Origin of the sequence: Lacticaseibacillus saniviri JCM 17471 = DSM 24301 (assembly GCF_001311785.1) — a bacterium.
GTDB classification, from domain to species: Bacteria; Bacillota; Bacilli; order Lactobacillales; family Lactobacillaceae; genus Lacticaseibacillus; species Lacticaseibacillus saniviri.
Genome location: NZ_BBBX01000006.1, coordinates 18811 through 39634, shown reverse-complemented (window position 1 = coordinate 39634; position 20824 = coordinate 18811). Strand labels below are relative to the sequence as shown.

Genomic DNA, 20824 nt, shown 5'->3' with positions numbered 1-20824 from the left:
TTGATGCCATAAAGGCACGTATGGTATACCTCGAGTGACCGCGACCATTCGCAAGATGTATGAGAATCAAGGCCGAGAGAAACCAAATCATAAATGGATACAACGAATCATGTACGAGATAGGTCTCAACAGTAGTGTTTATCGAAAGCGCACACGCAAATATGATTCATCCAAAGGCCCACGCGGACGAGTCGCAAAGAATCTACTAAGTCGGAGAAATATGGCCGGTAGGCCTTACCAAAAGCTAGTTACAGATGTCACTGAATTGAAGGCCACCAATGGAGATAAGGCTTATCTGGAAATAATTAAAGATCATTTGAGTAATCGAATTGTTTCTTGGGATGTTAGCCCACACCCAAATCTTGAGTTTGCGATAGAACCACTGAGTCAACTTATCAAGAACTTGCCGGAAACCGGTTATCTAGTGACATTACACAGTGATCAAGGGTGGCAGTACCAACATAGATCTTGGCGAAAATTACTGAAGAGTGGGCACATCAAGCAGAGTATGTCGCGCCGTTCTACTTGTTTGGATAATGCGGCCTGCGAGACGGTGTTTGATAAACTCAAGACGGAGATTGGACCAGCGAAAAGGTATGCCAACTATCCAGCATTAAAGACAGTTATCGAAGAATGGATTAATTATTACAATACAGAACGAATCCAAATTAAATTAGGCGGCCAATCTCCGTTCGAATTTGAACGGCGAATGACCACCTAATTAAATCAAACTATTCAATTCCAACTTTAAGGGTAAACCTCAAGTGCACACTTCTCTGTTAACCGGACTTCTCAACCTCTTTGGTACACGACTAATCAATAATGTTCGTAAAAACAGGAGCCTGTAACATACCCTCTTTGGGGTGTCACAGGCTTCTGTTTTTACGTTCCTAATTATGATCATTATGACTTATCCAATATTCGATTGGCATCCTCAATTAATGAAACAAACCGAAGAATGCTTTCAGCTCGTTCTTCGGTCAATTCACCAAACTTAAAGGATAGAGAATCGGCTATTCCGAGTAAGTAATCAGCAGATGCGTCTAATACAGAACAGATACGAGAAAACGTTTCTAGTGGTGGATAAGACAATCCCTGTTCATAATCGGAAATTATTCCTTTGTTGACGTCCAATCGTTGCGATAATTCTAATTGGGTTAAATGCTTTAATTTGCGTGCTGATTTTAATCGTACACCAAAAAAATCGAGATTCATGTGTAACACCCTCGGGTAAGAGTAACAAAATGGTTTACTGTAAATATTAGTACTAAATAATTAAAAAGTTGATACTTTTGTGTAAATGTACTACTATTATCGGTATATTATGTCACCATAATCAGCAATATTTGAGTGGGAAGGTGAGAACTGACGGAAGAATATATTAATGGATTTGGGCGAACAATTGGAAGAGAAGAATCTTGTGGACACAAGATGTAGTGAATGTGGTATTACAGAGCAACGAAATAATTTGGCATAATTAGAAATGGAGGTAGGAGATAGTGAAAAAGAGCAAGTTATTGAGTAAGGGGTTAATGATACTTGGGTTGAGCCTTGGAATGACATTGAGTATGGAAGTTGGGCATGCTGTAAAGGCGGCGAATGGTGTTGTCACCGTACATTATATTAAAGGATATGGAATTGCATTGTGGAATTCACCAAACGCTAATCATCATCCAATTGCTGGTCGAAAGTTGGCACACGGTACGGCATGGAAATTTTCTGATACAAAGAAAGTTGGATCAAAGACTTGGTATGAACTAGGCAAGAATCAATGGGCTGATGGCAGTTATCTGACTCTCAAGGGGACCTCAGGCACTGGATCAGTATCCAATGCTAAGACAACACAAATTAAATTTATTCCGGGATGGGCCGTTGGAATTTACCCAACACCTGATACACTGCCAGAACATGTTTATCATTACATCAAACCTGGAACGACTATCAAGATTTTAGAAACGGGTAAAGATAAGCTGGGTGAGGAACTATATCGCTATGGCACAAATAAGTGGGTGAAGGCTAAGTATACGGTAGCCGGTGCACCGGCTATAAAAAGACAGGAAGTTGCAAATTTTTTATAAGCCCGGTTACGGCATTGTTGTTAGAACATCACCGAATGGCCCAATTAAACAACCAATCCAATATTACAACACTTATACTGTTTTTGACTTTACTGATTCCGCCGTTATCAACGGAACACCATGGTATAAGATTGATGATAACCAATGGATTGATGGTCGGTATGTCTGGGTGACAACTGAGATTGAACAAAAGGAACTAGACATGGGTTCCCCTTCTGATCGAGATTGGGACTTCTTTGGGTGAGCTTTTAAGTGATTACCATTAGCCGCCATCAGTAAAATTTGCCTGATTGGCGGTTTTTGTTTTGTATAACTAATGCTCGCCAAATATTGATTCATTATCAGGAATCATATTCTGTAAACGAAAGGGTGTGTAAGAGTGGCGGTATATTTAGTGGGACCAGATGATACTTCATTATTTCACAAACGCACGACTTGGGATTTTGATCAGGCGCTTGAGAAGGCAGCGGATGGTGATACGATTGAAATTCAGCAGGGATTTTCACCTCAAACTGACCAGATCATTCGTCTTAAGAAAAATATCACCATCCAAGGACACGTTCAAATAAACACAGAGACGAATCATCGATTGTTTACAAATACAATTGGTGCAATTTTTGTTTCAAATCAGGCACAAGTGACGCTTAAAGATATTTGTATTCAAATAACGTCTGAAAAGTCTAATGCGATTAATGTCAAAGGAGCTTCAAATGTTATTGCTCAGCGAGTACTTGTAGAATCACTTGCGCAAGAAGGCGTTAATTATCCGGTGATTTATGCTGAAGATAACTCAAAAATAGATTTTTATGATGTTACTGCCCAGCCGAGTAAGATAGCCGATGGAAACTTTTCAGCGTTTATTCTTGATTCTACGTTGACGGTGGCGAATAGTTGGCTTGGGTGCCGAATTAGTTTGTCTCATTCAGCTGCATCTTTGAAAGAAGTAACGGTGGTTTACCATGAATCTAATGCACTTTATATGGAAAAGGAGAGTACGGCAACAGTTATTGATTCATGGTTAGATGGAGGAAAAGTAACTGAAAAAAGTAATTGGCCATGCGTGAGAGTGCTTGATTCTAAACTAACGCTTACGAATAGTAGCGTTTTACAACCAAACTTTAATGCTGCACTGAGTGGAAAAAATGCAACTTTCACGATTGATCAAGGTAATTTAGATTCCGTTGCTCTTATGTCCTCAGTTGCCCATATCAGTCAGGTTACTATTTCAGAAAGTTTGGCGATTAAAGCGCAAAGTGTGCTACAAGCCACGACGATATTCATTAAAGGTATCGCAAACGGAAATATCAACTTATTTGGGAATCAGCAATCAAAAATTCAAGCAGATCAGATTTATTTTGGAATGTTGACTGATCCCAATATTAAGATGGAACAAGATGTTGATCTCGACGTGGGTACATTCAAACAACTGGCATACAATCAAACTAATCACACATTTATCAAAAATGAAAAAAATCTATATACCATCACCGCAGATGCTGGAAAGATTGTTTTTTGGGGAGAAGCCTGCATTGGTACAACTGAATGAAATGATTGGCCTACCAGTTGTTAAAAATGAGGTTGAAGAGTTTGTTGCAATGGCTGAAATGAATAAGCGCCGCGAAGATCAAGGCTTAGCGAATACCGGGATGACGCTTCACTCACTGTTTCTTGGGAATCCTGGTACTGGGAAAACAACGGTGGCACGAATTGTCGGCAAAATCTTGTATCAGAAAGGCATTGTGGCTTCTGATAAATTTGTAGAAACCTCGAGAACAGATTTGGTGGCCGGTTATGTTGGACAAACTGCCATTAAAACGCGTGAAAAATTGGAAGAAGCACTCGGCGGAGTTCTCTTTATTGACGAGGCATACACATTAGCAAACGGTAGTGATAATGATTTTGGCTCGGAAGCGATTAATGAAATCTTGAAGTTTATGGAAGATCATCGAGACGATTTGGTGATTATCTTTGCCGGGTACACAGATAATATGACAGATTTTTGAAGATGAATGAGGGCTTGGCGAGTCGAATCCCTAATCGCTTTAATTTTGAAGATTACACATTAGATGAACTCGCTCAAATTGGATTATCAGATTTGAATAAGAACAATTATACTGTCAACGTTGATGACTACACCGATTTGATTGCGCATAACTATGGCCTGAGTAATGACCACAGTAATGGTCGTTGGATAAGAAATCTGAATGAACAATTGCTGCGGAAAGTTGCCGTGCGATTAGCTAGAACCGGCACTGAAGACCTATCAACGATTACCGCTGAAGATATTTTAGCTACTAAACTTTGAACGCTGGAGGAGTAATTATGGCAGATAGCCATCAATACGTACAGCCACCTAACAGGGGACAAAAGAACGATTTTAAGAAGATATTTACTGGATTGAAAAATGGGTACAGTTATCTACATCCAGATTATTGGAAACGAAAACTGATTCATTTATTATTTGTGCTACCTTTCGTTTATTGGATTGACAACATGATATTACTCGATATGTTTGGTAATGGAGACAATTTAAATCCCAATGCTGGTGGTATGGCCAAGTTTTTAGCCCTCATGTTTACGATTCTTACAGCGTACTTTTATCCATTCTCATTATGGTGGTACAAGCAAAGTTTTATTGGGAGATTTTTGAACAATTTGATGTTTATTGGTGGTTTGTTGGCCATCATTGGTCGCATCTTAGCAGTTATTTTGGTGGCATGTTGATTGCTGGAGTGTTGGCGCCTATCATGGGACCACTCACTTTTCATAAATGCAGAAAGAAGAATATGGTAATCGGTGACGAAAGTGACTTTGTATAAGTATTGATTATGAGAGGCGACAAGAAGCATTCATAGAATGAGAACTAAAAGTTACCGGTGATCGGGGATTTCGCACACTCCTTGCTAATTAGAATTCTTGTTTTTTGGAACATAATCCACAATCTTCGTGAAAACAAGCGGTTGTGACAACCTACTAAGTGAACCGAACCCCCCTGAGTTGGAGTAATCCGACTCAGGGGGGGTTCGGTTCAATCGCTGTCAGGATGATCTTTTGTGTCATTTGAGGTGACTCGCTAGATTTTTAATCAATACTCTTATCAATAATGGCCCGCAACACGCGTTCCCGCAGTGCCACGGCATTGACGTTGTTTTTATTTTCATAGTCGCGCGTGATGACATCACAGATGTAGAGTTGGGACACGCGCCCAGCGACCGAACCGCCGTTAAAGAATTCCTGCATCGCGGTTTGTAGCACGAGATCACCTTGCTTGCCGATGGGGGTGTTGAGGTAATTCGTGATGGCGATGATGGTGGCACCGTTGTGTTTGGCTACATTCAGGGAATCGAAAGTATCCTTGGTGCGCCCGGAGAGGGAGAAGCCGAAGACCAGATCCGATTCGGTTAAGAGCGAGGCAACCTGTGCCTGAAAATGGGCATCGGTGACGGCTGTGGCTTGCACACCAACGCGTAACAGAATGCTGGCAAAATTGGTCGCGACTTCACCGCTGCTGCCAACGCCGAATAAATAGATGTGCTTAGCCTGCTGCATCAGGGTGACGGTCTGATCGATTTTTGCTGGATTAATTAACTGTGCGGTGGCATCGAGGGCTTGTGTGATGTGACCCGCGATATCGTCGTAGTAGTCAGTGGGGCGGGCGACGCGTTCTTGGGTATAGTCTTCCTTGGCAATCGCAATTTTGAAATCGGAAAAGCCATTGAAGCCGAGTTTCTGGCAAAAGCGGATGATGGTCGCGTCGCCAACACCGGTCGCGGCCTTGATCTCGGTCATCGTGGCGTAGATAATTTTGTTTCCCTGCGGGAGCACAAAATCCGCCACCTTGCGCTCTGACTTGGTGAGGCGATCGTAGCGATCGTGAATTAAATAGTCGTCATTCATAGGCTACCTCCTTGTTGACTCTATTATAGCTGTCGGCAACTCAATTTTGGAGAATTTCTCCATTTTAATTGAGAAAAGGTTTACATTATCCGACCATCGCGATATATTGAGATTGGAGTTAAAATCCTATTTTTATAAAAACGGAGGATTTCGGATGATGAACAAACAACAATTTCTCAGCGCCATCAAAGGCGGCTTAATTGTGTCATGTCAGGCGTTACCCGGTGAACCATTGTATACGGAACAGGGCGGCATCATGCCACTGATGGCAAAGGCCGCGGCACAAGCGGGGGCTGTCGGTATTCGGGCCAATTCGGTGCGAGACATTAACGAGATTCAAGCGGCGGTCAATTTACCGATTATCGGCATTATCAAGCGCGATTATCCGCCTGAACAGCCATTCATCACGGCCACCATGCGCGAAATTGATGAATTGGTGGCTACACACTGTGCGGTGATCGCCTTTGATGCCACGCAGCGTGATCGGCACGATGGCCTGACAGTGACGCAGTTTGTGGCGGCCATCAAGGCGAAGTATCCCGATCAATTGTTGATGGCTGATATCGCGACAGTTGAAGAGGGCCAACAAGCATGGCAGGCCGGCGTGGATTTTGTGGGCACCACATTGTCAGGCTACACAGATGAGAGTCCAACGAGTCCCGATCCCGATTACGCCTTGATTCAAGCCTTGGTGGCAGCCGGTATCGATACCATCGCTGAAGGTCGTATTCACACACCGGAACAAGCCGCCAAAATCAATCAGATGGGCGTGGCTGGCATGGTGGTCGGTGGTGCCATCACGCGGCCGCTCGAAATCGCGCAACGTTTCATCGCGGCAATCGAGAACTAGCATGCCTTTCTCTCGCCTCAACTTCGGTCTATACTGATTAATGACGTATTTTTCGAAGGAGAGGCGAACTATGGAGACAAATAAAGAATTATCCAACCGAACTGTCATTCTGATGGCGATTGCTGCGGGTGTCATCGTAGCTAATCTTAACTATATTCAACCGATTGAAGGGCTGATTGCAGCGAGCTTCCACGTCACCAAGGCCGCTGTTGGCGCGGTGGCCATGCTGACACAGTTGGGGTATGCGTTTGGGCTTTTGCTCATCGTGCCGCTGGGCGATATCTTTAACCGTCACAAACTGATTCAGACGATGTTGGTCCTGTCGATTGGATCGTGTCTGATTGCATTTTTATCACCCAATATTCTTGTGCTGGGGATTGCATCGTTATTAGTCGGTATCACATCGGTCGCACCGCAGATCATTATTCCGTATGCGGCTTATCTGTCATCCGGGTTTCATCGCGGCCGTGTTTTGGGCAACGTCCTCAGTGGGTTGCTGGCCGGGATTCTCATCTCGCGCTCTGTCAGTGGCCTCATCGGTAGCGTCATGGATTGGCATTTTGTCTACTTGATTGCCGCCATTGCCTGCACAATTCTCTTCTTTGTGCTGCAGGCCTATCTGCCTCGGGATGTGCGCGGCCATCAGGATATTCGCTACAAGGACATCTTGGCCTCATTACCGCGGATTTTCCGTTCTGAAAAGTATCTCCAGGGCGCGGCAATCAATGGCTTTTGTCTCTTTGGCTTGTCCAATGTCTTGTGGTCAACATTAGCGTTTTTATCTGGCTGATCAGTATCATCTGGGGAGTGGCGTGGCCGGTCTGCTGGGACTGCTCGGTATTACCGGCGTGCTGTTTGCATCCATCATCGGTCGTATTGTGGACACCTATTCACCACGACTCACGATCGGTCTGGGTATTCTCTTTTCGGCCGTGGCCTTCGTGATTTTTGCCTTGTTGGGCCAGTTCTTTATCGCACTGATTGTCGGCATTGTGCTGCTCGATCTGGGGACCCAATTCGGGCAGGTCTCCAATCAGGCCATTGTCCAATCGATTAATCCGGCTGCCAGCAATCGCAACAACTCGATTTTTATGTTCAGCTACTTCTTGGGTGGGGCGTTTGCGACATTCATGAGTACGCTCGCCTGGACGCATTTCGGCTGGATGGGGGTTTGCAGCGTGGCGTTGTTCTTCGTCATCGTGGCAACCATCAGTCACCTGGTGCTCAAGGAACCACAGAAAATCGCACACGCGGAAGATTAATTTTAAAATCGCGCATGGTCAATCTGGCTGTGCGCGATTTTTTATGTATCAAGCGACAATATGTGTCGTTTTTTTCAGCGGTACAATAAGCGCATGAGACTGGCACGATGGAGGGAATCGAATGGCACAAGAACAGTTCGTATCACTGTTGTTCAAATTGTTCGCGGGGCAAAAGCTGAATGTGAATGAGATTGCGGATGAATATGGTGTCACGGTGCGAACCGCGCAACGCTTTTTGACCACGATTAAGAATGCAATTGAAGACAGTCATTTGGCGGACACATTTGAATTAACGCGCCACAATCGCCAATATGCATTGAAGCGCGCCAATAATCTGAGCGAGGCGCAGTTACTGGTGCTGGCCAAAATCCTATTGGCCAGTCGCTCACTCAATCGCTCAGAAATGAATCAACTCGTGCGCACCTTAATCAGTGAGTTGCCTGAAGCGTCTTCGAGTGTGTTGAGCGCGGCCATCGGGAATGAGCAGTTGAATTATCGCGAAATTGGCGAGAAACAGGATCGCCTGGCGATGATTTGGCAGCTTCAAGAGACCATTCAGGCGCATCGCAAAATTAGTTTTCTCTACATGGATAAGGAAATTAGTGAACAGAAGCCGGTGACTCGAGTGATGGGACAGCCCGTGGCGATTCGTCATTCGCAATACTATTTCTTTGTGACAGTGGCCAATGACGCGACGGGGCAGTTTGAGACGTATCGCATTGATTGGATGGATCAATTAAAGATTTTGGGAACGCGATCTGAGTTTGGCGTGTTTCGTGAGTATCAAGTTGGTGAGAAACAGATCGAACAAGCCTATGCCTATGATGGCCATGATATTCAGATTCAATTTGAATACTATGGCTTGCCCGATTATGTGCTCGATCGATTTCCCAAATCTCGCGTGATTAAGACGCTCGATAAGCCGCGCCGTTTTGATTTTCCGGTCACATTGATGGAGATTACGGTGGAGTATTCGTTGGGTATCAAAATGTGGCTGATGACTCAGAGCAATATTTTGCGCGTCTTGAAACCACAGGTGGTGGTGGATGATGTGAAGGATTGGCTGGCAGCGGCCAGCTCGTTATATGCTGACGATGAATAATTTGGCCATGACAGACTGTGCGTCAAGTGCACAGTTCTTTGTTCCTGAATGCGACAAGAATTGTCGCCGCGATTCGTTATACTGCCAATAATTTAATTATTGAGGGTAATCAATGCAAATCAAGAAAACAATCTGGCGGACGGCACTTGTTACAGTTGCGGGTCTCGCATTAGGCGCGGTGGCCAACCAGAATCAAACTATTCACGGGGCTCAAGTGAGTGTGGCTGCAGTCCCAACCGCAACAGGTCCTAGCACGATTACGATCAACTATGTTCCTGGCTATGGCATCGCAATGTGGAACACGTATCAAGCTAATCGTTACGTGGTGGGGCCCAAATTGATGCACGGGACATCGTGGCGGGTTGTAAAGACAGTCATGGTGGACGGTCAAACTTGGTACAACTTGGGTGGTAATCAGTGGATTCCCGCAACTCACACAGTTGCTGGGACCCAATTGCCATTGCCAACACCGACTAACGTGACCGGTGGAATCAAAATCAATTATGTGCCCGGATACAGTATCGCGGTTTGGAATTCGTTTGATTCGAGCCGAAAAGCGACGGGGCAACTACTCAAACACGGGACCTCATGGCAGGTCACTGCTAAGGTCAGTTATCAAGGGCAAACGTGGTATCGTGTGGGAACCAAGCAGTGGGTGCAAGGCCAATACACGACTTTTACCGATTATCAAGTGACCCGCTTATTAGGAGTGCCATTCATCGACCAATATGCCAATGGTGCGCCTTATGGTTGTGAAGGGGCGTCGGCGTTACAAGCGATGCACTACAAGGGGCGGCTTGCGGGTTGGAATCTGCAGCAGTTGTTAAATACGATGCCGATTGCCAAAGATAATAATCCTTATCACGGATTTGCGGGTTCTCCATATGGCGAGACACCGGGTGTTCATCAAACGATTTTTCCGCAAGCTTTTGATCCTTGGATCGCCAAATTCAATCCGGTTAAGGATATCAGTGGCACGAATCTGCAAGGCATCATCAACCAAGTCAAAGCAGGCAATCCGGTTGTGGCTTGGGTGACGATTCGCTTTGGTGCGCCACAATATCAGAAGTTTTTCTGGGGCACGGGTGTTTCGAATCTGCATGTGATGACAGTTGACGGCTACAATACTAAAACGGGTCAGGTCCACGTCTCCGATCCTGTCTTGGGCCGCTACTGGGTAACCAATGCACAGTTCAATCGCGCGTATGCACCGCATCAATTCGCTGTCGCAATCCTGTAAACAAAGTAATGGTTCAATGATTTTTTATTGAAAGTTTTGTCAGTAAAATTGTTTAGGGGTATACTTTTAGAGTGATATTGATGATATTAGGAGGCGTCATGATGGGTAAGAAAAGTTATGGCAATGGGTTAAGGCTGGCGTAATGGCTGGCACGATTTTGATGGGGTTCGCAGTCGCACAGAAGGCACAAGCTGTTGATGCCGCAACCAACGTCGGCACGGTCAACTATGTGCAAGGGCAAGGTGTCTCTGTCTATGATAATCTGTCCGGTAAGAAGACGGGCAAGTATCTGAAGACTGGTTCTAAATGGACCGTGCAGTACACTGGATTGGGTAATTACGGTAAGGTGTTTGCCTGGGGGTTCAATCTTGGGGGCAATCAATGGGTCCTCAATCGATACTTAGATCTTCGGTATGAGAATTCAACACAAACTGTTAATTCAGTGGTTAAAATCCACTATGTGCCTGGTTATGGCATCGCTGTGTGGAATTCACCAAAATCAGGCCATCATGTGATTAAACATGCCTTGCTGAAGCATGGAACGTCTTGGAAAGCTGTGAGTCGGGCCGTTGTGAATGGACATGTTTGGTACAACTTAGGTCGCAACCAGTGGTTAGACGGTAGCTATGCCAATATCACTCGCGAAACCAGTCGTAGCGATAAGAGTTACGATGGTAGAATTCCAGCAAACATTGCCAGCCTAACGGGCGGTTACGACAACGTCTGGACACCTGGTAAAAAGTAATCAACCTAAAACCTCATGCACCGCGCGATGAGTAGGATGCATGGGGTTCTTTGTCAGCTGTTATAAGGGTAGTCCTTCTTCAATCTCAACCTGCGCTCCAGCAGCTTGTTGATGGGCCACGTGTTTTTCACCCCAGGCACACAACTCAAGCAGGATGTGCTTGAGACTCTCCCCATAAGGCGTGAAGGCATACTCAACATGTAATGGTTTGGTTTCGTAGACGGTGCGAGTCAAAATATCATCTGCCACCAGTTGTTTTAATTGTTCGGTCAGCACTTTTTGAGAGATTTCTGGAATGTGCCGCATCAAGTCGCCATTGCGATTGACACCAACACCGATATAACAAAGAATAAGTGGTTTCCATTTGCCTGCAATAGTATCAAATGAGGCTTCAATGCCAATATGATATTTTTTCATGATTGCTCCTTAGGTACTTACTTGAAAGTGCGTACTGTTTCCTTTTAGTAAGTGATTATATACTAGCTAATATCATATGAAAAGGGGCATGAAAATGACACAAGAACACACTTATCCACGAAGCTTTTCTCACATTGGCCTATCTGTACCAGACATCCACGCAGCCGTAAAATTCTACACTGAGGTAATGGGGTGGTACGTCATCATGGATGCTTCAGAAGTCACGGAAGATGACAGTGCCATCGGTGTGATGTCCAGTGCCGTGTTTGGCACAGGTTGGGGCAGTTACAAGATTGCGCATCTGGCAACCGGTGATGGTATTGGCATCGAGATGTTTGAATTCGCTAAAAATACGCGGCCAGACGATAACTTCAAATATTGGGAGACGGGGATTTTCCACTATGGCGTGCAAGATCCTGATATTGAGGGCTTGGTCGAAAAGATTAAGGCGCATGGTGGCAAGCAACGGATGCCGATTAAGGAATACTATCCGGGGGAGAAGCCATACAAGATGGTGTACATGGAAGATCCTTTCGGCAATCTGGTTGAAATCTATACGCATTCCTATGAGCTGACCTATTCGCAGGGTGGCTATTAACCGCATTATATTAATTGTTAAAACATCGCTGTCGGTATGAAATGATGCTGACAGCGATGTTTTGTTTTTTTGTCATTCTCTTTATTTATGTAAAGTAATATTGATTAAAATATAGTATAATTAAGTTATTATAGTGAAATAAAAATGTTGGAGGAGTTATGATGGGTAAATTACAACAATGGGTTAAAGCGGGATTAGTTACATCTGCCTTGTTGGGCGGCGCCATGTTCGCGCAACAAACACAGTCGGTTTCGGCGTCATCAAGTGTCGGGATGGTGAATTATGTTAAGGGGTACGGGATTGCGATATATCAACAACCTTTGTCATGGTTAACGGGCAAATATCTGGCAACAAACTCAAATTGGAAGGTCTATGAAGCACGCAAGTCTGATCAATGGAATTTCAATCTCGGTGGCAAGCAATGGATCTCTGGCAAATATTTTTGATCTCAGAGGAGAAACCTCGATGCAAACACTGAATGGCGTGGTGAGAATTCAACCTGGCACACATTATGGGTTCACTGTTTGGGATAACCCTAGCGCCAGTCGAAAGGCAACTTCACATGCGCCTTTGAAGGCTGGTTCAAGCTGGCGGGTAGTCAAACGGGCGGTTGTTCAAGGGGCTGTTTGGTACAACCTTGGCGGCAATCAATGGATCTACGGCGACCAAGTCAACCTAATCAGTGAGCAATATCGAGGGATGAAGACCTATACATCCTCAATTCCAGAGGACTTGATCAAATTAGATGATGTGCAGATGGCGGCGAAGGTAAATACCCGCTTAGTCGAAATTATCAATCAATATAGGCAACAGCATGGCGCCGTGGCATTACGCGACAATGATACATTGATGGCAGCCGCAAAGGTTCGGTCCCAACAGGAAGCGGATGCCGCTAATGCGAAAGATGTCTACGCAGCTGACCATAATCTACCGGATGGACAACCGTTCTATAAGGAAGCGCACTACGCTGAATATTATTCACATGTATCCTTCGGTGGCGAGAATCTGCTGATTACGAATGGCAGTGAGATTGAAGAAATTGCACAAAATGCCTTTAATCAATGGAAGAATAGCCCGGGCCACAATGCCAATATGCTGAATCCTAAATTTGTGGATCAAGGGATGGGGGTCATTTGCTTACACAATGGGCAATGGCTTGCTCTCCAGGATTTCGGTGGTTAGTCAATAATTAAAAAAAACTGTAGCCGTCTTAACTGGCTACAGTTTTTTTGTTCCTAGTTCACAGTCGGTGTTTTAACAGGCGACTGATTCCACTTAGAGAAGGTGGCGGTATCGGTGACTGAAGCGAATTTTTTGCCTTCCGCAAATTCATATTTCGCTGTGCATTGAGTGACTAGCTTTGTTTGTCGATCTAAAGTTAGTAAATAACTCACTTTACTCGTTTGGAAATCGTTAAATAACTTGAGTGGTTGATTTGAAATTTTGGCAAAAAGACGTTTTGCCGGTTGACCGGTCATATTCATGCGAATCGTATATTGATCTTGTGATGATGTTGTCTCAGCTTTGTCAGTTAGATCCGTGTTTTTGGCAAGTGTATTCAGATTGGTGATACTTTCAACAACCATGAAGTGATGGGCGACAAATGCTTTGCCTCGAGCATTTTCTTCCCAGCGACCATCATTTTTTGAAGTAGTTCATCTGATGACAGAAAAATAGGTGTCGTGTGACTTTCGATGACGTCCGTTCCATGGCTATTGAGACTGCCTATCAACCGCCGTTGATGCAGGTCGGTTGATACATCTGTATTCATACCAAAATCAGATGAATCTTGACTCATATTGAATTTGTTGACCATATGTACATTGCTCATCCGCTTTTGTGCGGCCGCTGAATCGGTCAATAATTGCTCGGCACTGGGGGTTTTACCCAAGATCCCACAGCCCGACAGTAATAAGGTGAATGCGACAATCCCCATTGTTGCTAGTTTTTCATAACTTCCTCCTAATTTCAGTATTCAAGATACAGAAAATTAAGATTGAAGTCAAACACACTTTGACAGAATTGTTAGACTAGCCTAAAAATATCGTTGCTTATGACGTTAATTCAAGTTATACTTGCTTGTGGATAGTTATAACGACCTAAAACATGTGCTGATGACAGCACGAAATGGAGGGCACTACATGTTAACTGTAGAGAAGCTCACCGTTGCTTACGATGACACACCAGTCTTTGCTGATGTTGCCGTTAATTTTAACGCAAGCAAAATCACTGGCATCATTGGACCAAACGGTGCGGGTAAATCTACCCTAATTAAGGCGATTCTAGGCTTGATTAAACCTAAGACAGGGACGGTCTTGTATCAGGACCAACCGATAAAGGCGGTTCAAAAACAAATCGCCTATGTCGAACAGCGCAAAGACCTGGATCTGACATTTCCCATCGATGTATTTGATCTGGTCGTGACGGGGACTTATGGCAAACTCGGTTTGTTTAAGAGCCCAGGTAAGAAGGAAAAAGCGGCCGCGAAAGCCGCATTATCACAGGTGAGTTTGAGTGAGTTCGCCCATCGGCAAATCAGTCAGCTCTCTGGCGGCCAACTGCAGCGGGTGTTTGTCGCTCGCGCAATCGTTCAGGAAGCGGATGTGATTATCCTGGATGAACCATTTGTCGGTATCGACTTACAGAGCGAAACAGCGATTATGGCCATCCTCAAGGCGTGGCGTGATGCGGGTAAAACCATCATTGTCATTCACCATGACTTGAACAAGGTGACCAGTTACTTTGATGATCTGGTGATTTTGAATCACGGCATTATCGATTACGGACCAACTGCCGACGTGTATAACGCCACGAACATCGAGCGTGCGTTTAGTGCAGACCTATCTTCAGTATTATTTGAGAAGGGGGGCGTGCAGTGATGGCATCTCTGAGCGAATTTATTGGCGCATTGGGTCGCTACGACTTCCTGCAAAGCGCCTTGATTACGGCGATTATGGTGGGTGTAATGTCCGGTATTATTGGCAGCTTCATCATTTTGCGCGGCATGTCACTGATGGGGGACGCGATTTCTCATGCGGTGCTACCCGGTGTGGCGGTCGCCTACATGTTTGGTTTCAACCTGCTGATTGGCGCATCCGTCTTCGGTATTTTGGCGGCACTGTTGATTGGTTTTGTCGCGAGCCACAGCAAAATCAAGACGGATACCTCGATTGGGGTCGTCTTCAGTGCCTTTTATGCGCTGGGTTTCATCTTGATCTCGATGGTGGAGAGTTCCACGAATCTGCACCATATTTTATTCGGGAATATTCTGGCGGTCAGCGATAACGACATCATGACAACGGCGGTGGTATTGGGCATCGTCATCATGTTTGTAGTCACCTTCTATAAGGAATTACTGGTCATCTCATTTGATGAGACGTTCGGCCGCACGTATGGGTTGCCTGTGCAGGTGTTCCACTACGCCTTGATGCTGGTGCTGACCTTGGTCACGGTGTCGGCCCTGCAAACAGTCGGCATTATCCTGGTGGTGGCCATGCTGATCACGCCGGCTGCCACTGCATTCCTGTGGACGAACAATTTGAAAGTCATGTTGGTATTGGCTTCCATTCTGGGTGCTATTTCGGCGAGTGTCGGGCTGTACTTGAGTTACACGCTCAATTGGGCATCGGGCCCTGCAATCGTGCTCGTCGCGGCCACGATGTTCTTAATCTCATTCATCGTGTCACCCAAGCAAGCCTTTCTCAAATGGCCTAGCAAAAAGGCGGTGAAGTAGATGAAACGGATTTTTTTCACTTTTATTGGTGTGGTCGCGATGATCAGTGGCCTATGGGTTTATCTCGACCAACGTGACAACAATGCGCAAGCGCGACAGGAGAGTCAAAAACTGCGTGTGGTCACGACGAACTCAATTCTTGAAGATATGGTGCGCAATGTCGGTGGCGATCGTATTGCGTTATACAGTATCGTCAAACGCGGCACCGATCCGCACGAGTATGAACCGAAACCAACCGACATCACGGCAACTAGTGAAGCGGATGTGATTTTTCACAACGGTTTGAATCTGGAAACGGGTGGCAGCGGCTGGTTTAAGAAACTTGTTGAAACGTCCCACAAACAGTTTGGTAAGCAGGTGTTTGCGGCGAGCGCAGGAGTGACCCCGCAGCATTTGACCACTAACACCAAAGAAGTCGACCCGCACGCGTGGTTGGATTTGGCTAATGGTGTGCAATATGTCAAAACCATCACCAAACAGTTGCAGCAAAAAGATCCTGACAATGCGGCGTACTATCAAAAGAATGCGGATCGCTACATTGCAAAACTTGAGCAGCTGCATCGCACGGCACAGACCAAGTTTGTTGCCATTCCAGAGTCACAGCGCTTGTTAGTCACATCGGAAGGCGCCTTTAAGTATTTCTCAAAGGCCTATCACGTGACATCGGCTTACATTTGGGAAATCAATACGGAATCGCAGGGAACGCCTGAACAGATGAAGGCCGTGTTGGCCCAAATCCGCCAGTCCGAGGTGAAGCACGTGTTCGTTGAGACTTCAGTTTCACCAAAGTCGATGGAAAAAGTGGCTAAGGAAACGGGCCTCAGCATCTACAGCAAAATTTTCACGGACTCGCTGGCGGCTGAGGGCAAACAGGGTGACACCTATTACGACATGATGAAATGGAACTTGGACAAGATATATGCCGGATTGACAACCGATCAATCCTAGCAATAGATGAGAGTGAAGCTGTGACGACCCACAAGAGGTTTGTCACGACCTCACTCTTTTTCTTTCCTCCGTTGATGGTAAGCGGTATCATAAAGCTGACGATGAAAAGAAGGTGACGGCATGACGACAGTTTATATCTATCCCAAAATGTTAAGCGGTAAGCAGGCGAAAAGCAGTACCGGTCCCGATTGGCTGGGCTTTGGTCATAAGAATCTGAGCACGCAACTGGCGGACAAGCTGCGCCAGTACGTTGCGGCGAACAGTCACCACGCGATTAATGTTGCGGTTGCGGATGGGTCGGAGTCGCCAGAAGCACTATTACGGGCTGATGCTGGTCTGGTTTTAATCTCGCCTTACTTGAGAGGGCAGTTTGCCATTACGTCGCTTAACATCATTTACCTCAGTGAGGCTGAATATCTCTTGCGTCAATTGCCGCGCATTTATCGTCGAATTGATCAACTCGATCAAAGCTTGGGCGGGTAATCTGAGTTTTAGGTGGCTTTAAAGAGACCACTAGAAGTGCAATGCGATACACGGAGATGTGATACGCTAGACGAAAGACATTTAGAGGAGGAGATTGTATGCCCCAAGATGATTTGCATTTAGACCAAAAGAAATTTGCTGAGCTGGTCGTGGGTTCACATCAAGTCAGCGATGAGTTAGACCCAGAGGCAATTGTGAAGCGAAAATTGACATTGTATCTGACCGCGTATTATATGGCGGAGCGCTTCAATGGTTTGCAAGACGAAACATTTACTGATGGCACCGAACCAACGAGTGCCAGCTATCGGGCATTGTTAAAGCAACTTCAGGATGAAAAGTTTGGTGATTGGTAACATGGATATCATTGACGCGGCCACAATCCAGCCGCAATTGACTCAACCACTTGAGCTTCAGGTTTTTCCAGAGCTGACATCAACCAATCAGGTAGCTAAGCAATGGTTGATGCAAGGTCAGAAGACACCAGATGTCTTGATTGCTGATCATCAAACAGCAGGGTATGGCCGTCTTGACCGACAATTCTATTCGCCAGCGGGCACGGGCATCTATATGACCTTTATTTGGCCAGAAATGGTGATTGATGAATCGATTGGCTTGTTAACGCCGATGATGGCCGTTGCCGTTCGCGAGGCGATTGTTGCGGTGTGTCAGGTGAATCCGACAATCAAGTGGGTCAATGATCTCTACCTTAATCACAACAAAGTGGTTGGCATCTTGGCTGAAAGTATTCCGGGTCACGGTGTTGTCATGGGTGTCGGGATTGATTTCAAATCGGATGCGACCCGGCAACAATTTGCAGCGCAATCAGGGAGCTTACTACCGGCGAATACGAGTGTAACCCGGGTGCAATTGATTGCTGCTATCATCAATCGAGTGACACAGATGTTGCCGACATATCGTACAGGAGATTATTTATCCGCGTATCGCGCACATTCAATGCTGATTGGTCAGACAGTCACGCTCAAGGTCGGCGCAGATGAACAAATAGTTAAGGTTATTGGGATTGGGCAGGCCGCTGAATTGGTTGTTCAACAAGCGGATGGCCAACAAGAGTTATACATCTGCCGAGGTGACCCGGGTACTTAACTGGACAGAATAATACAGTTTCGCACACTGTTATAAAGTGAGCAATCGTTAGCGAATTTAGATAATTGAATATAAATTAACACAGCCTAATCCGCTATATATAGCGGATTAGGCTTGTTTTTAATATTGTTTTTTAAGTGTTCTTATGAGCGTAACCGATTCCATTTTAGCGTAATCCCCGTTATGCTATTGCTATTCCAAGAATTTATTTTGTGAGGAGGAAGGGTTATGTTACTGACAGTTCTAGCGTACGCCATGATTATCATCTTCATGTACATCATCATGAAGAAAAAGATGTCCCCGTTCACCGCGCTGGTGATGGTACCCCTCGTATTTGCCATAATTGCAATGATTGCAGGTGTTGCTAAGAAAGGCACCATCGGCGATTTTGTCCTCAAGGGGATTGCAACCACCGCGAATACCGGTATTATGCTCTTATTTGCTATTCTGTACTTCTCAATCATGCTGGATGCCGGGTTATTTGATCCGATCACGAAGCGAATGATTATCTTTGCCAAAGGGGATCCGATGAAGGTCCTAATCGCAACGGCTGTCGTTGCGGCCGCAGTTTCTCTGAATGGTGATGGGACCACAACTACGTTAATTTGTTGTTCAGCGTTCATCCCAATCTACAAGAAGTTGAACATGAAGCTGATGAACTTAGGTGTTTTGATTATCTTACAAAATACGATCATGAACTTGCTGCCATGGGGTGGTCCCACCGCACGGGCAATGGCCGTCTTCAAAGTTGATGCCAGCATCTTAGCTTATCTGGCACCAGGAATGATTTTGGCATTAGCTTATGTGACTCTTTATGTAGCGCCTCACATGGGACGATTAGAACGCAAACGGCTCGGCGTTCAAGATTTAACTGCCGATGAAATTGAAGCCTTAACGATTGTGGATGATCCAGAATTACAGGCCATTCGTCGTCCAAAGAATTTCGCCTTCAACGGTATTATGACGATTGTCTTAATCGCCTGGTTAGTTGCTGGTTCATTCATCAAAGTGCTCGAAATGCCACCATTGCTGTTGTTCTTAGTCGGCACATGTATCGCGTTGATGGTTAACTACCCTGTTTTGAAGGACCAATCCAGTCGTATCGGTGCTAACGGTGGCGACGCGGTCCAAGTTGTTATCTTAGTTTTTGCTGCTGGGGTCTTCATGGGTCTGTTCCAAGGAACAGGAATGGCCGAAGCACTGGCAAGAAGTTTGACAACAATTATTCCTCATCAACTCGCCGGCTTCTGGGGCCTTGTGATTGCACTGATCTCAGCGCCTGGGACATTCTTCTTATCCAATGATGGTTTCTACTTTGGTGTCATGCCAGTATTGATGCAGGCTGGTCACGCTTATGGTTTCTCGGATATGTCGATGGCGCTCGCGTCATTGATGGGCCAAGCCTTCCATTTACTCAGCCCGTTAGTTGCCTTTATCTACTTACTGCTTCGTCTCACCGATTTGGATATGGGTGCTTGGCAGAAAGAAACTGCTAAGTACGCGTTAGGTGTCTTCGTAATCTTCGTCGTGACGATTATGCTCGGTGGTCACGTGCCATTCTACCTCCCACAATAGGTCGGTTTTAATGCACTGGCTAACAAGGATGCATGTCATACCAGGAGGATGGACAAATGAGATTATTCCACTGGCGAAAGCGCCAAGAAGAAAAGACGGAAGTGCCGCAGACAGTGATTCCTGAGTCCATGCCAGAATGGCAAGAGCTTGATTGCTATGTCGAAGTGGATCCGCATATGATACCTGTACAGGTTGCTATTATCACTGCCGCTTTGAGTGGGCAAACGACAGCAACGCTCAGAATTAAACATATCTACGAACAGAGTGAAGAAGCCAAGTTAGTGGCAATTGCGGTGGCCAGCACAGTTGCGCAAGAGACCACAAATCAAATCATTATTCGGCGGATTCAACGAAAGGTTGGGACAGAACATGCTTAGAAAATTTAAAATTACTATCGATGGTAAAGAGTATTTGGTCGAAACTGAAGAAATCGATGCAGCAGGTCAATCGATTACCACAGCGCCAGTAGCAGCGGCGGTACCACCAGTGACAACAGAAGCTGCAAGTGCGGCAGCATCTGTAGAAACGCCTACAACACCAGCTCCGGCACCTGCAGCAACTGGTGATACAACAAATGCGCTACTGGCACCGATGCCTGGTACTGTGATCAAGTTACTGGTTAAGCCTGGTGACACAGTGACGGAAAATCAGCCGCTATTAGTTCTTGAAGCAATGAAAATGGAAAACGAAGTGGTGGCTGCTCACGCAGGCACTGTCGGCCAATTTTGTTGATCGTAACCAAACCGTGAATGCAGGCGATCCATTGATCCGGATTGATTGAGGAGGCTGACA

27 protein-coding genes and 2 pseudogenes are annotated in these 20824 nt (G+C 45.5%); 24 read left to right on the top strand and 5 right to left on the bottom strand.

The window, feature by feature from the left end; translation table 11 throughout:
- Positions 1-55: 55 nt before the first annotated feature.
- Entirely contained in the window at positions 56-721 is a 666-nt protein-coding gene (locus tag JCM17471_RS14995) for an IS3 family transposase (protein ID WP_235809428.1), read from the top strand.
- 182 nt (positions 722-903) lie between these two features.
- Here JCM17471_RS14995 and JCM17471_RS13350 read toward each other — a convergent pair whose 3' ends face one another.
- On the bottom strand, positions 904-1215 hold the full coding sequence (locus JCM17471_RS13350; RefSeq protein ID WP_082395213.1) for a helix-turn-helix domain-containing protein: 312 nt from the start codon (positions 1213-1215) through the stop codon (positions 904-906).
- A gap of 284 nt (positions 1216-1499) precedes the next feature.
- Here JCM17471_RS13350 and JCM17471_RS04625 point away from each other — a divergent pair, with 284 nt between their 5' ends.
- The 6 genes from JCM17471_RS04625 (at position 1500) to JCM17471_RS04610 (ending at position 4802) form a co-directional block, all read left to right on the top strand.
- On the top strand, positions 1500-2078 hold the full coding sequence (locus tag JCM17471_RS04625) for a hypothetical protein (protein ID WP_054776994.1): 579 nt from the start codon (positions 1500-1502) through the stop codon (positions 2076-2078).
- On the top strand, positions 2062-2322 hold the full coding sequence (locus tag JCM17471_RS04620) for a hypothetical protein (RefSeq protein WP_054776993.1): 261 nt from the start codon (positions 2062-2064) through the stop codon (positions 2320-2322). The genes JCM17471_RS04625 and JCM17471_RS04620 overlap by 17 nt, the downstream gene beginning before the upstream one ends.
- 150 nt (positions 2323-2472) lie before the next feature.
- Positions 2473-3624 carry a hypothetical protein gene (locus JCM17471_RS16425; RefSeq protein WP_369395797.1) on the top strand — a complete coding sequence of 384 codons (1152 nt, stop codon included), beginning with the start codon at positions 2473-2475 and terminating at the stop codon, positions 3622-3624.
- Positions 3608-4081, top strand: a complete 474-nt coding sequence (locus JCM17471_RS16420; protein ID WP_369395796.1) for an AAA family ATPase — start codon at positions 3608-3610, stop codon at positions 4079-4081. Before JCM17471_RS16425 ends, JCM17471_RS16420 begins: the two co-directional genes overlap by 17 nt.
- Positions 4082-4095: 14 nt before the next feature.
- Positions 4096-4383 carry a hypothetical protein gene (locus tag JCM17471_RS16415; RefSeq protein WP_369395795.1) on the top strand — a complete coding sequence of 96 codons (288 nt, stop codon included), beginning with the start codon at positions 4096-4098 and terminating at the stop codon, positions 4381-4383.
- A 17-nt stretch (positions 4384-4400) separates the two neighbouring features.
- Positions 4401-4802 carry a hypothetical protein gene (locus JCM17471_RS04610; RefSeq protein ID WP_054776992.1) on the top strand — a complete coding sequence of 134 codons (402 nt, stop codon included), beginning with the start codon at positions 4401-4403 and terminating at the stop codon, positions 4800-4802.
- A 357-nt stretch (positions 4803-5159) separates the two neighbouring features.
- Here JCM17471_RS04610 and JCM17471_RS04605 read toward each other — a convergent pair whose 3' ends face one another.
- Entirely contained in the window at positions 5160-5975 is an 816-nt protein-coding gene (locus JCM17471_RS04605) for a MurR/RpiR family transcriptional regulator (protein WP_054776991.1), read from the bottom strand.
- A 157-nt stretch (positions 5976-6132) separates the two neighbouring features.
- On the opposite strand from JCM17471_RS04605, the gene JCM17471_RS04600 reads away from it, so the two are divergent.
- The 5 genes and pseudogenes from JCM17471_RS04600 to JCM17471_RS04580 all read left to right on the top strand — a co-directional run bounded on the left by JCM17471_RS04600 (position 6133) and on the right by JCM17471_RS04580 (position 11174).
- Entirely contained in the window at positions 6133-6825 is a 693-nt protein-coding gene (locus JCM17471_RS04600; protein WP_054777037.1) for an N-acetylmannosamine-6-phosphate 2-epimerase, read from the top strand.
- Positions 6826-6895: 70 nt separating this feature from the next.
- A pseudogene (locus JCM17471_RS04595) lies at positions 6896-8087 on the top strand (MFS transporter).
- A gap of 121 nt (positions 8088-8208) precedes the next feature.
- Entirely contained in the window at positions 8209-9189 is a 981-nt protein-coding gene (locus JCM17471_RS04590; RefSeq protein WP_054776990.1) for a helix-turn-helix transcriptional regulator, read from the top strand.
- A gap of 112 nt (positions 9190-9301) precedes the next feature.
- Positions 9302-10429: a C39 family peptidase gene (locus JCM17471_RS04585; RefSeq protein WP_054776989.1), complete on the top strand. Its 1128-nt coding sequence runs from the start codon at positions 9302-9304 to the stop codon at positions 10427-10429.
- Positions 10430-10571: 142 nt separating this feature from the next.
- A complete protein-coding gene (locus JCM17471_RS04580) occupies positions 10572-11174 on the top strand; it encodes an SLAP domain-containing protein (protein ID WP_054776988.1) in 603 nt (200 codons plus the stop codon).
- A gap of 60 nt (positions 11175-11234) precedes the next feature.
- Here JCM17471_RS04580 and JCM17471_RS04575 read toward each other — a convergent pair whose 3' ends face one another.
- Positions 11235-11591, bottom strand: a complete 357-nt coding sequence (locus JCM17471_RS04575; RefSeq protein WP_173578932.1) for a winged helix-turn-helix transcriptional regulator — start codon at positions 11589-11591, stop codon at positions 11235-11237.
- A 94-nt stretch (positions 11592-11685) separates the two neighbouring features.
- Here JCM17471_RS04575 and JCM17471_RS04570 point away from each other — a divergent pair, with 94 nt between their 5' ends.
- The 3 genes from JCM17471_RS04570 (at position 11686) to JCM17471_RS04560 (ending at position 13371) form a co-directional block, all read left to right on the top strand.
- Positions 11686-12189 (top strand): lactoylglutathione lyase family protein, encoded by a 504-nt coding sequence (locus tag JCM17471_RS04570; RefSeq protein WP_054776986.1) that lies wholly within the window; start codon positions 11686-11688, stop codon positions 12187-12189.
- A 161-nt stretch (positions 12190-12350) separates the two neighbouring features.
- Positions 12351-12635 (top strand): hypothetical protein, encoded by a 285-nt coding sequence (locus JCM17471_RS04565; RefSeq protein ID WP_054776985.1) that lies wholly within the window; start codon positions 12351-12353, stop codon positions 12633-12635.
- A gap of 19 nt (positions 12636-12654) precedes the next feature.
- A complete protein-coding gene (locus JCM17471_RS04560; RefSeq protein WP_054776984.1) occupies positions 12655-13371 on the top strand; it encodes a CAP domain-containing protein in 717 nt (238 codons plus the stop codon).
- Positions 13372-13424: 53 nt separating this feature from the next.
- Here JCM17471_RS04560 and JCM17471_RS04555 read toward each other — a convergent pair whose 3' ends face one another.
- Both JCM17471_RS04555 and JCM17471_RS04550 read right to left on the bottom strand, forming a co-directional pair.
- A complete protein-coding gene (locus JCM17471_RS04555; protein ID WP_054776983.1) occupies positions 13425-13775 on the bottom strand; it encodes a hypothetical protein in 351 nt (116 codons plus the stop codon).
- Positions 13748-14125: a hypothetical protein gene (locus JCM17471_RS04550; RefSeq protein ID WP_054776982.1), complete on the bottom strand. Its 378-nt coding sequence runs from the start codon at positions 14123-14125 to the stop codon at positions 13748-13750. Before JCM17471_RS04550 ends, JCM17471_RS04555 begins: the two co-directional genes overlap by 28 nt.
- Positions 14126-14330: 205 nt before the next feature.
- Between JCM17471_RS04550 and JCM17471_RS04545 the strand changes: the two genes are divergently transcribed.
- The 9 genes and pseudogenes from JCM17471_RS04545 (at position 14331) to JCM17471_RS04505 (ending at position 20813) form a co-directional block, all read left to right on the top strand.
- Entirely contained in the window at positions 14331-15068 is a 738-nt protein-coding gene (locus tag JCM17471_RS04545; RefSeq protein WP_054776981.1) for a metal ABC transporter ATP-binding protein, read from the top strand.
- Positions 15068-15922, top strand: coding sequence for a metal ABC transporter permease (locus tag JCM17471_RS04540; protein ID WP_054777036.1), 855 nt, complete (start codon positions 15068-15070; stop codon positions 15920-15922). The genes JCM17471_RS04545 and JCM17471_RS04540 overlap by 1 nt, the downstream gene beginning before the upstream one ends.
- Positions 15923-16870: a metal ABC transporter substrate-binding protein gene (locus tag JCM17471_RS04535; RefSeq protein ID WP_054776980.1), complete on the top strand. Its 948-nt coding sequence runs from the start codon at positions 15923-15925 to the stop codon at positions 16868-16870.
- 120 nt (positions 16871-16990) lie between these two features.
- Positions 16991-17353: a hypothetical protein gene (locus tag JCM17471_RS04530; RefSeq protein ID WP_054776979.1), complete on the top strand. Its 363-nt coding sequence runs from the start codon at positions 16991-16993 to the stop codon at positions 17351-17353.
- Between the two features lie 98 nt (positions 17354-17451).
- A complete protein-coding gene (locus JCM17471_RS04525) occupies positions 17452-17706 on the top strand; it encodes a hypothetical protein (protein ID WP_054776978.1) in 255 nt (84 codons plus the stop codon).
- 1 nt (position 17707) lies between these two features.
- Positions 17708-18457 (top strand): biotin--[acetyl-CoA-carboxylase] ligase, encoded by a 750-nt coding sequence (locus JCM17471_RS04520; RefSeq protein WP_162208351.1) that lies wholly within the window; start codon positions 17708-17710, stop codon positions 18455-18457.
- 228 nt (positions 18458-18685) lie between these two features.
- Positions 18686-20032, top strand: coding sequence for a CitMHS family transporter (locus tag JCM17471_RS04515; RefSeq protein ID WP_054776976.1), 1347 nt, complete (start codon positions 18686-18688; stop codon positions 20030-20032).
- A 56-nt stretch (positions 20033-20088) separates the two neighbouring features.
- Positions 20089-20409, top strand: a complete 321-nt coding sequence (locus JCM17471_RS04510) for a hypothetical protein (RefSeq protein WP_054776975.1) — start codon at positions 20089-20091, stop codon at positions 20407-20409.
- A pseudogene (locus JCM17471_RS04505) lies at positions 20402-20813 on the top strand (acetyl-CoA carboxylase biotin carboxyl carrier protein subunit). The gene JCM17471_RS04510 and the pseudogene JCM17471_RS04505 overlap by 8 nt, the downstream one beginning before the upstream one ends.
- Positions 20814-20824 lie beyond the last annotated feature (11 nt).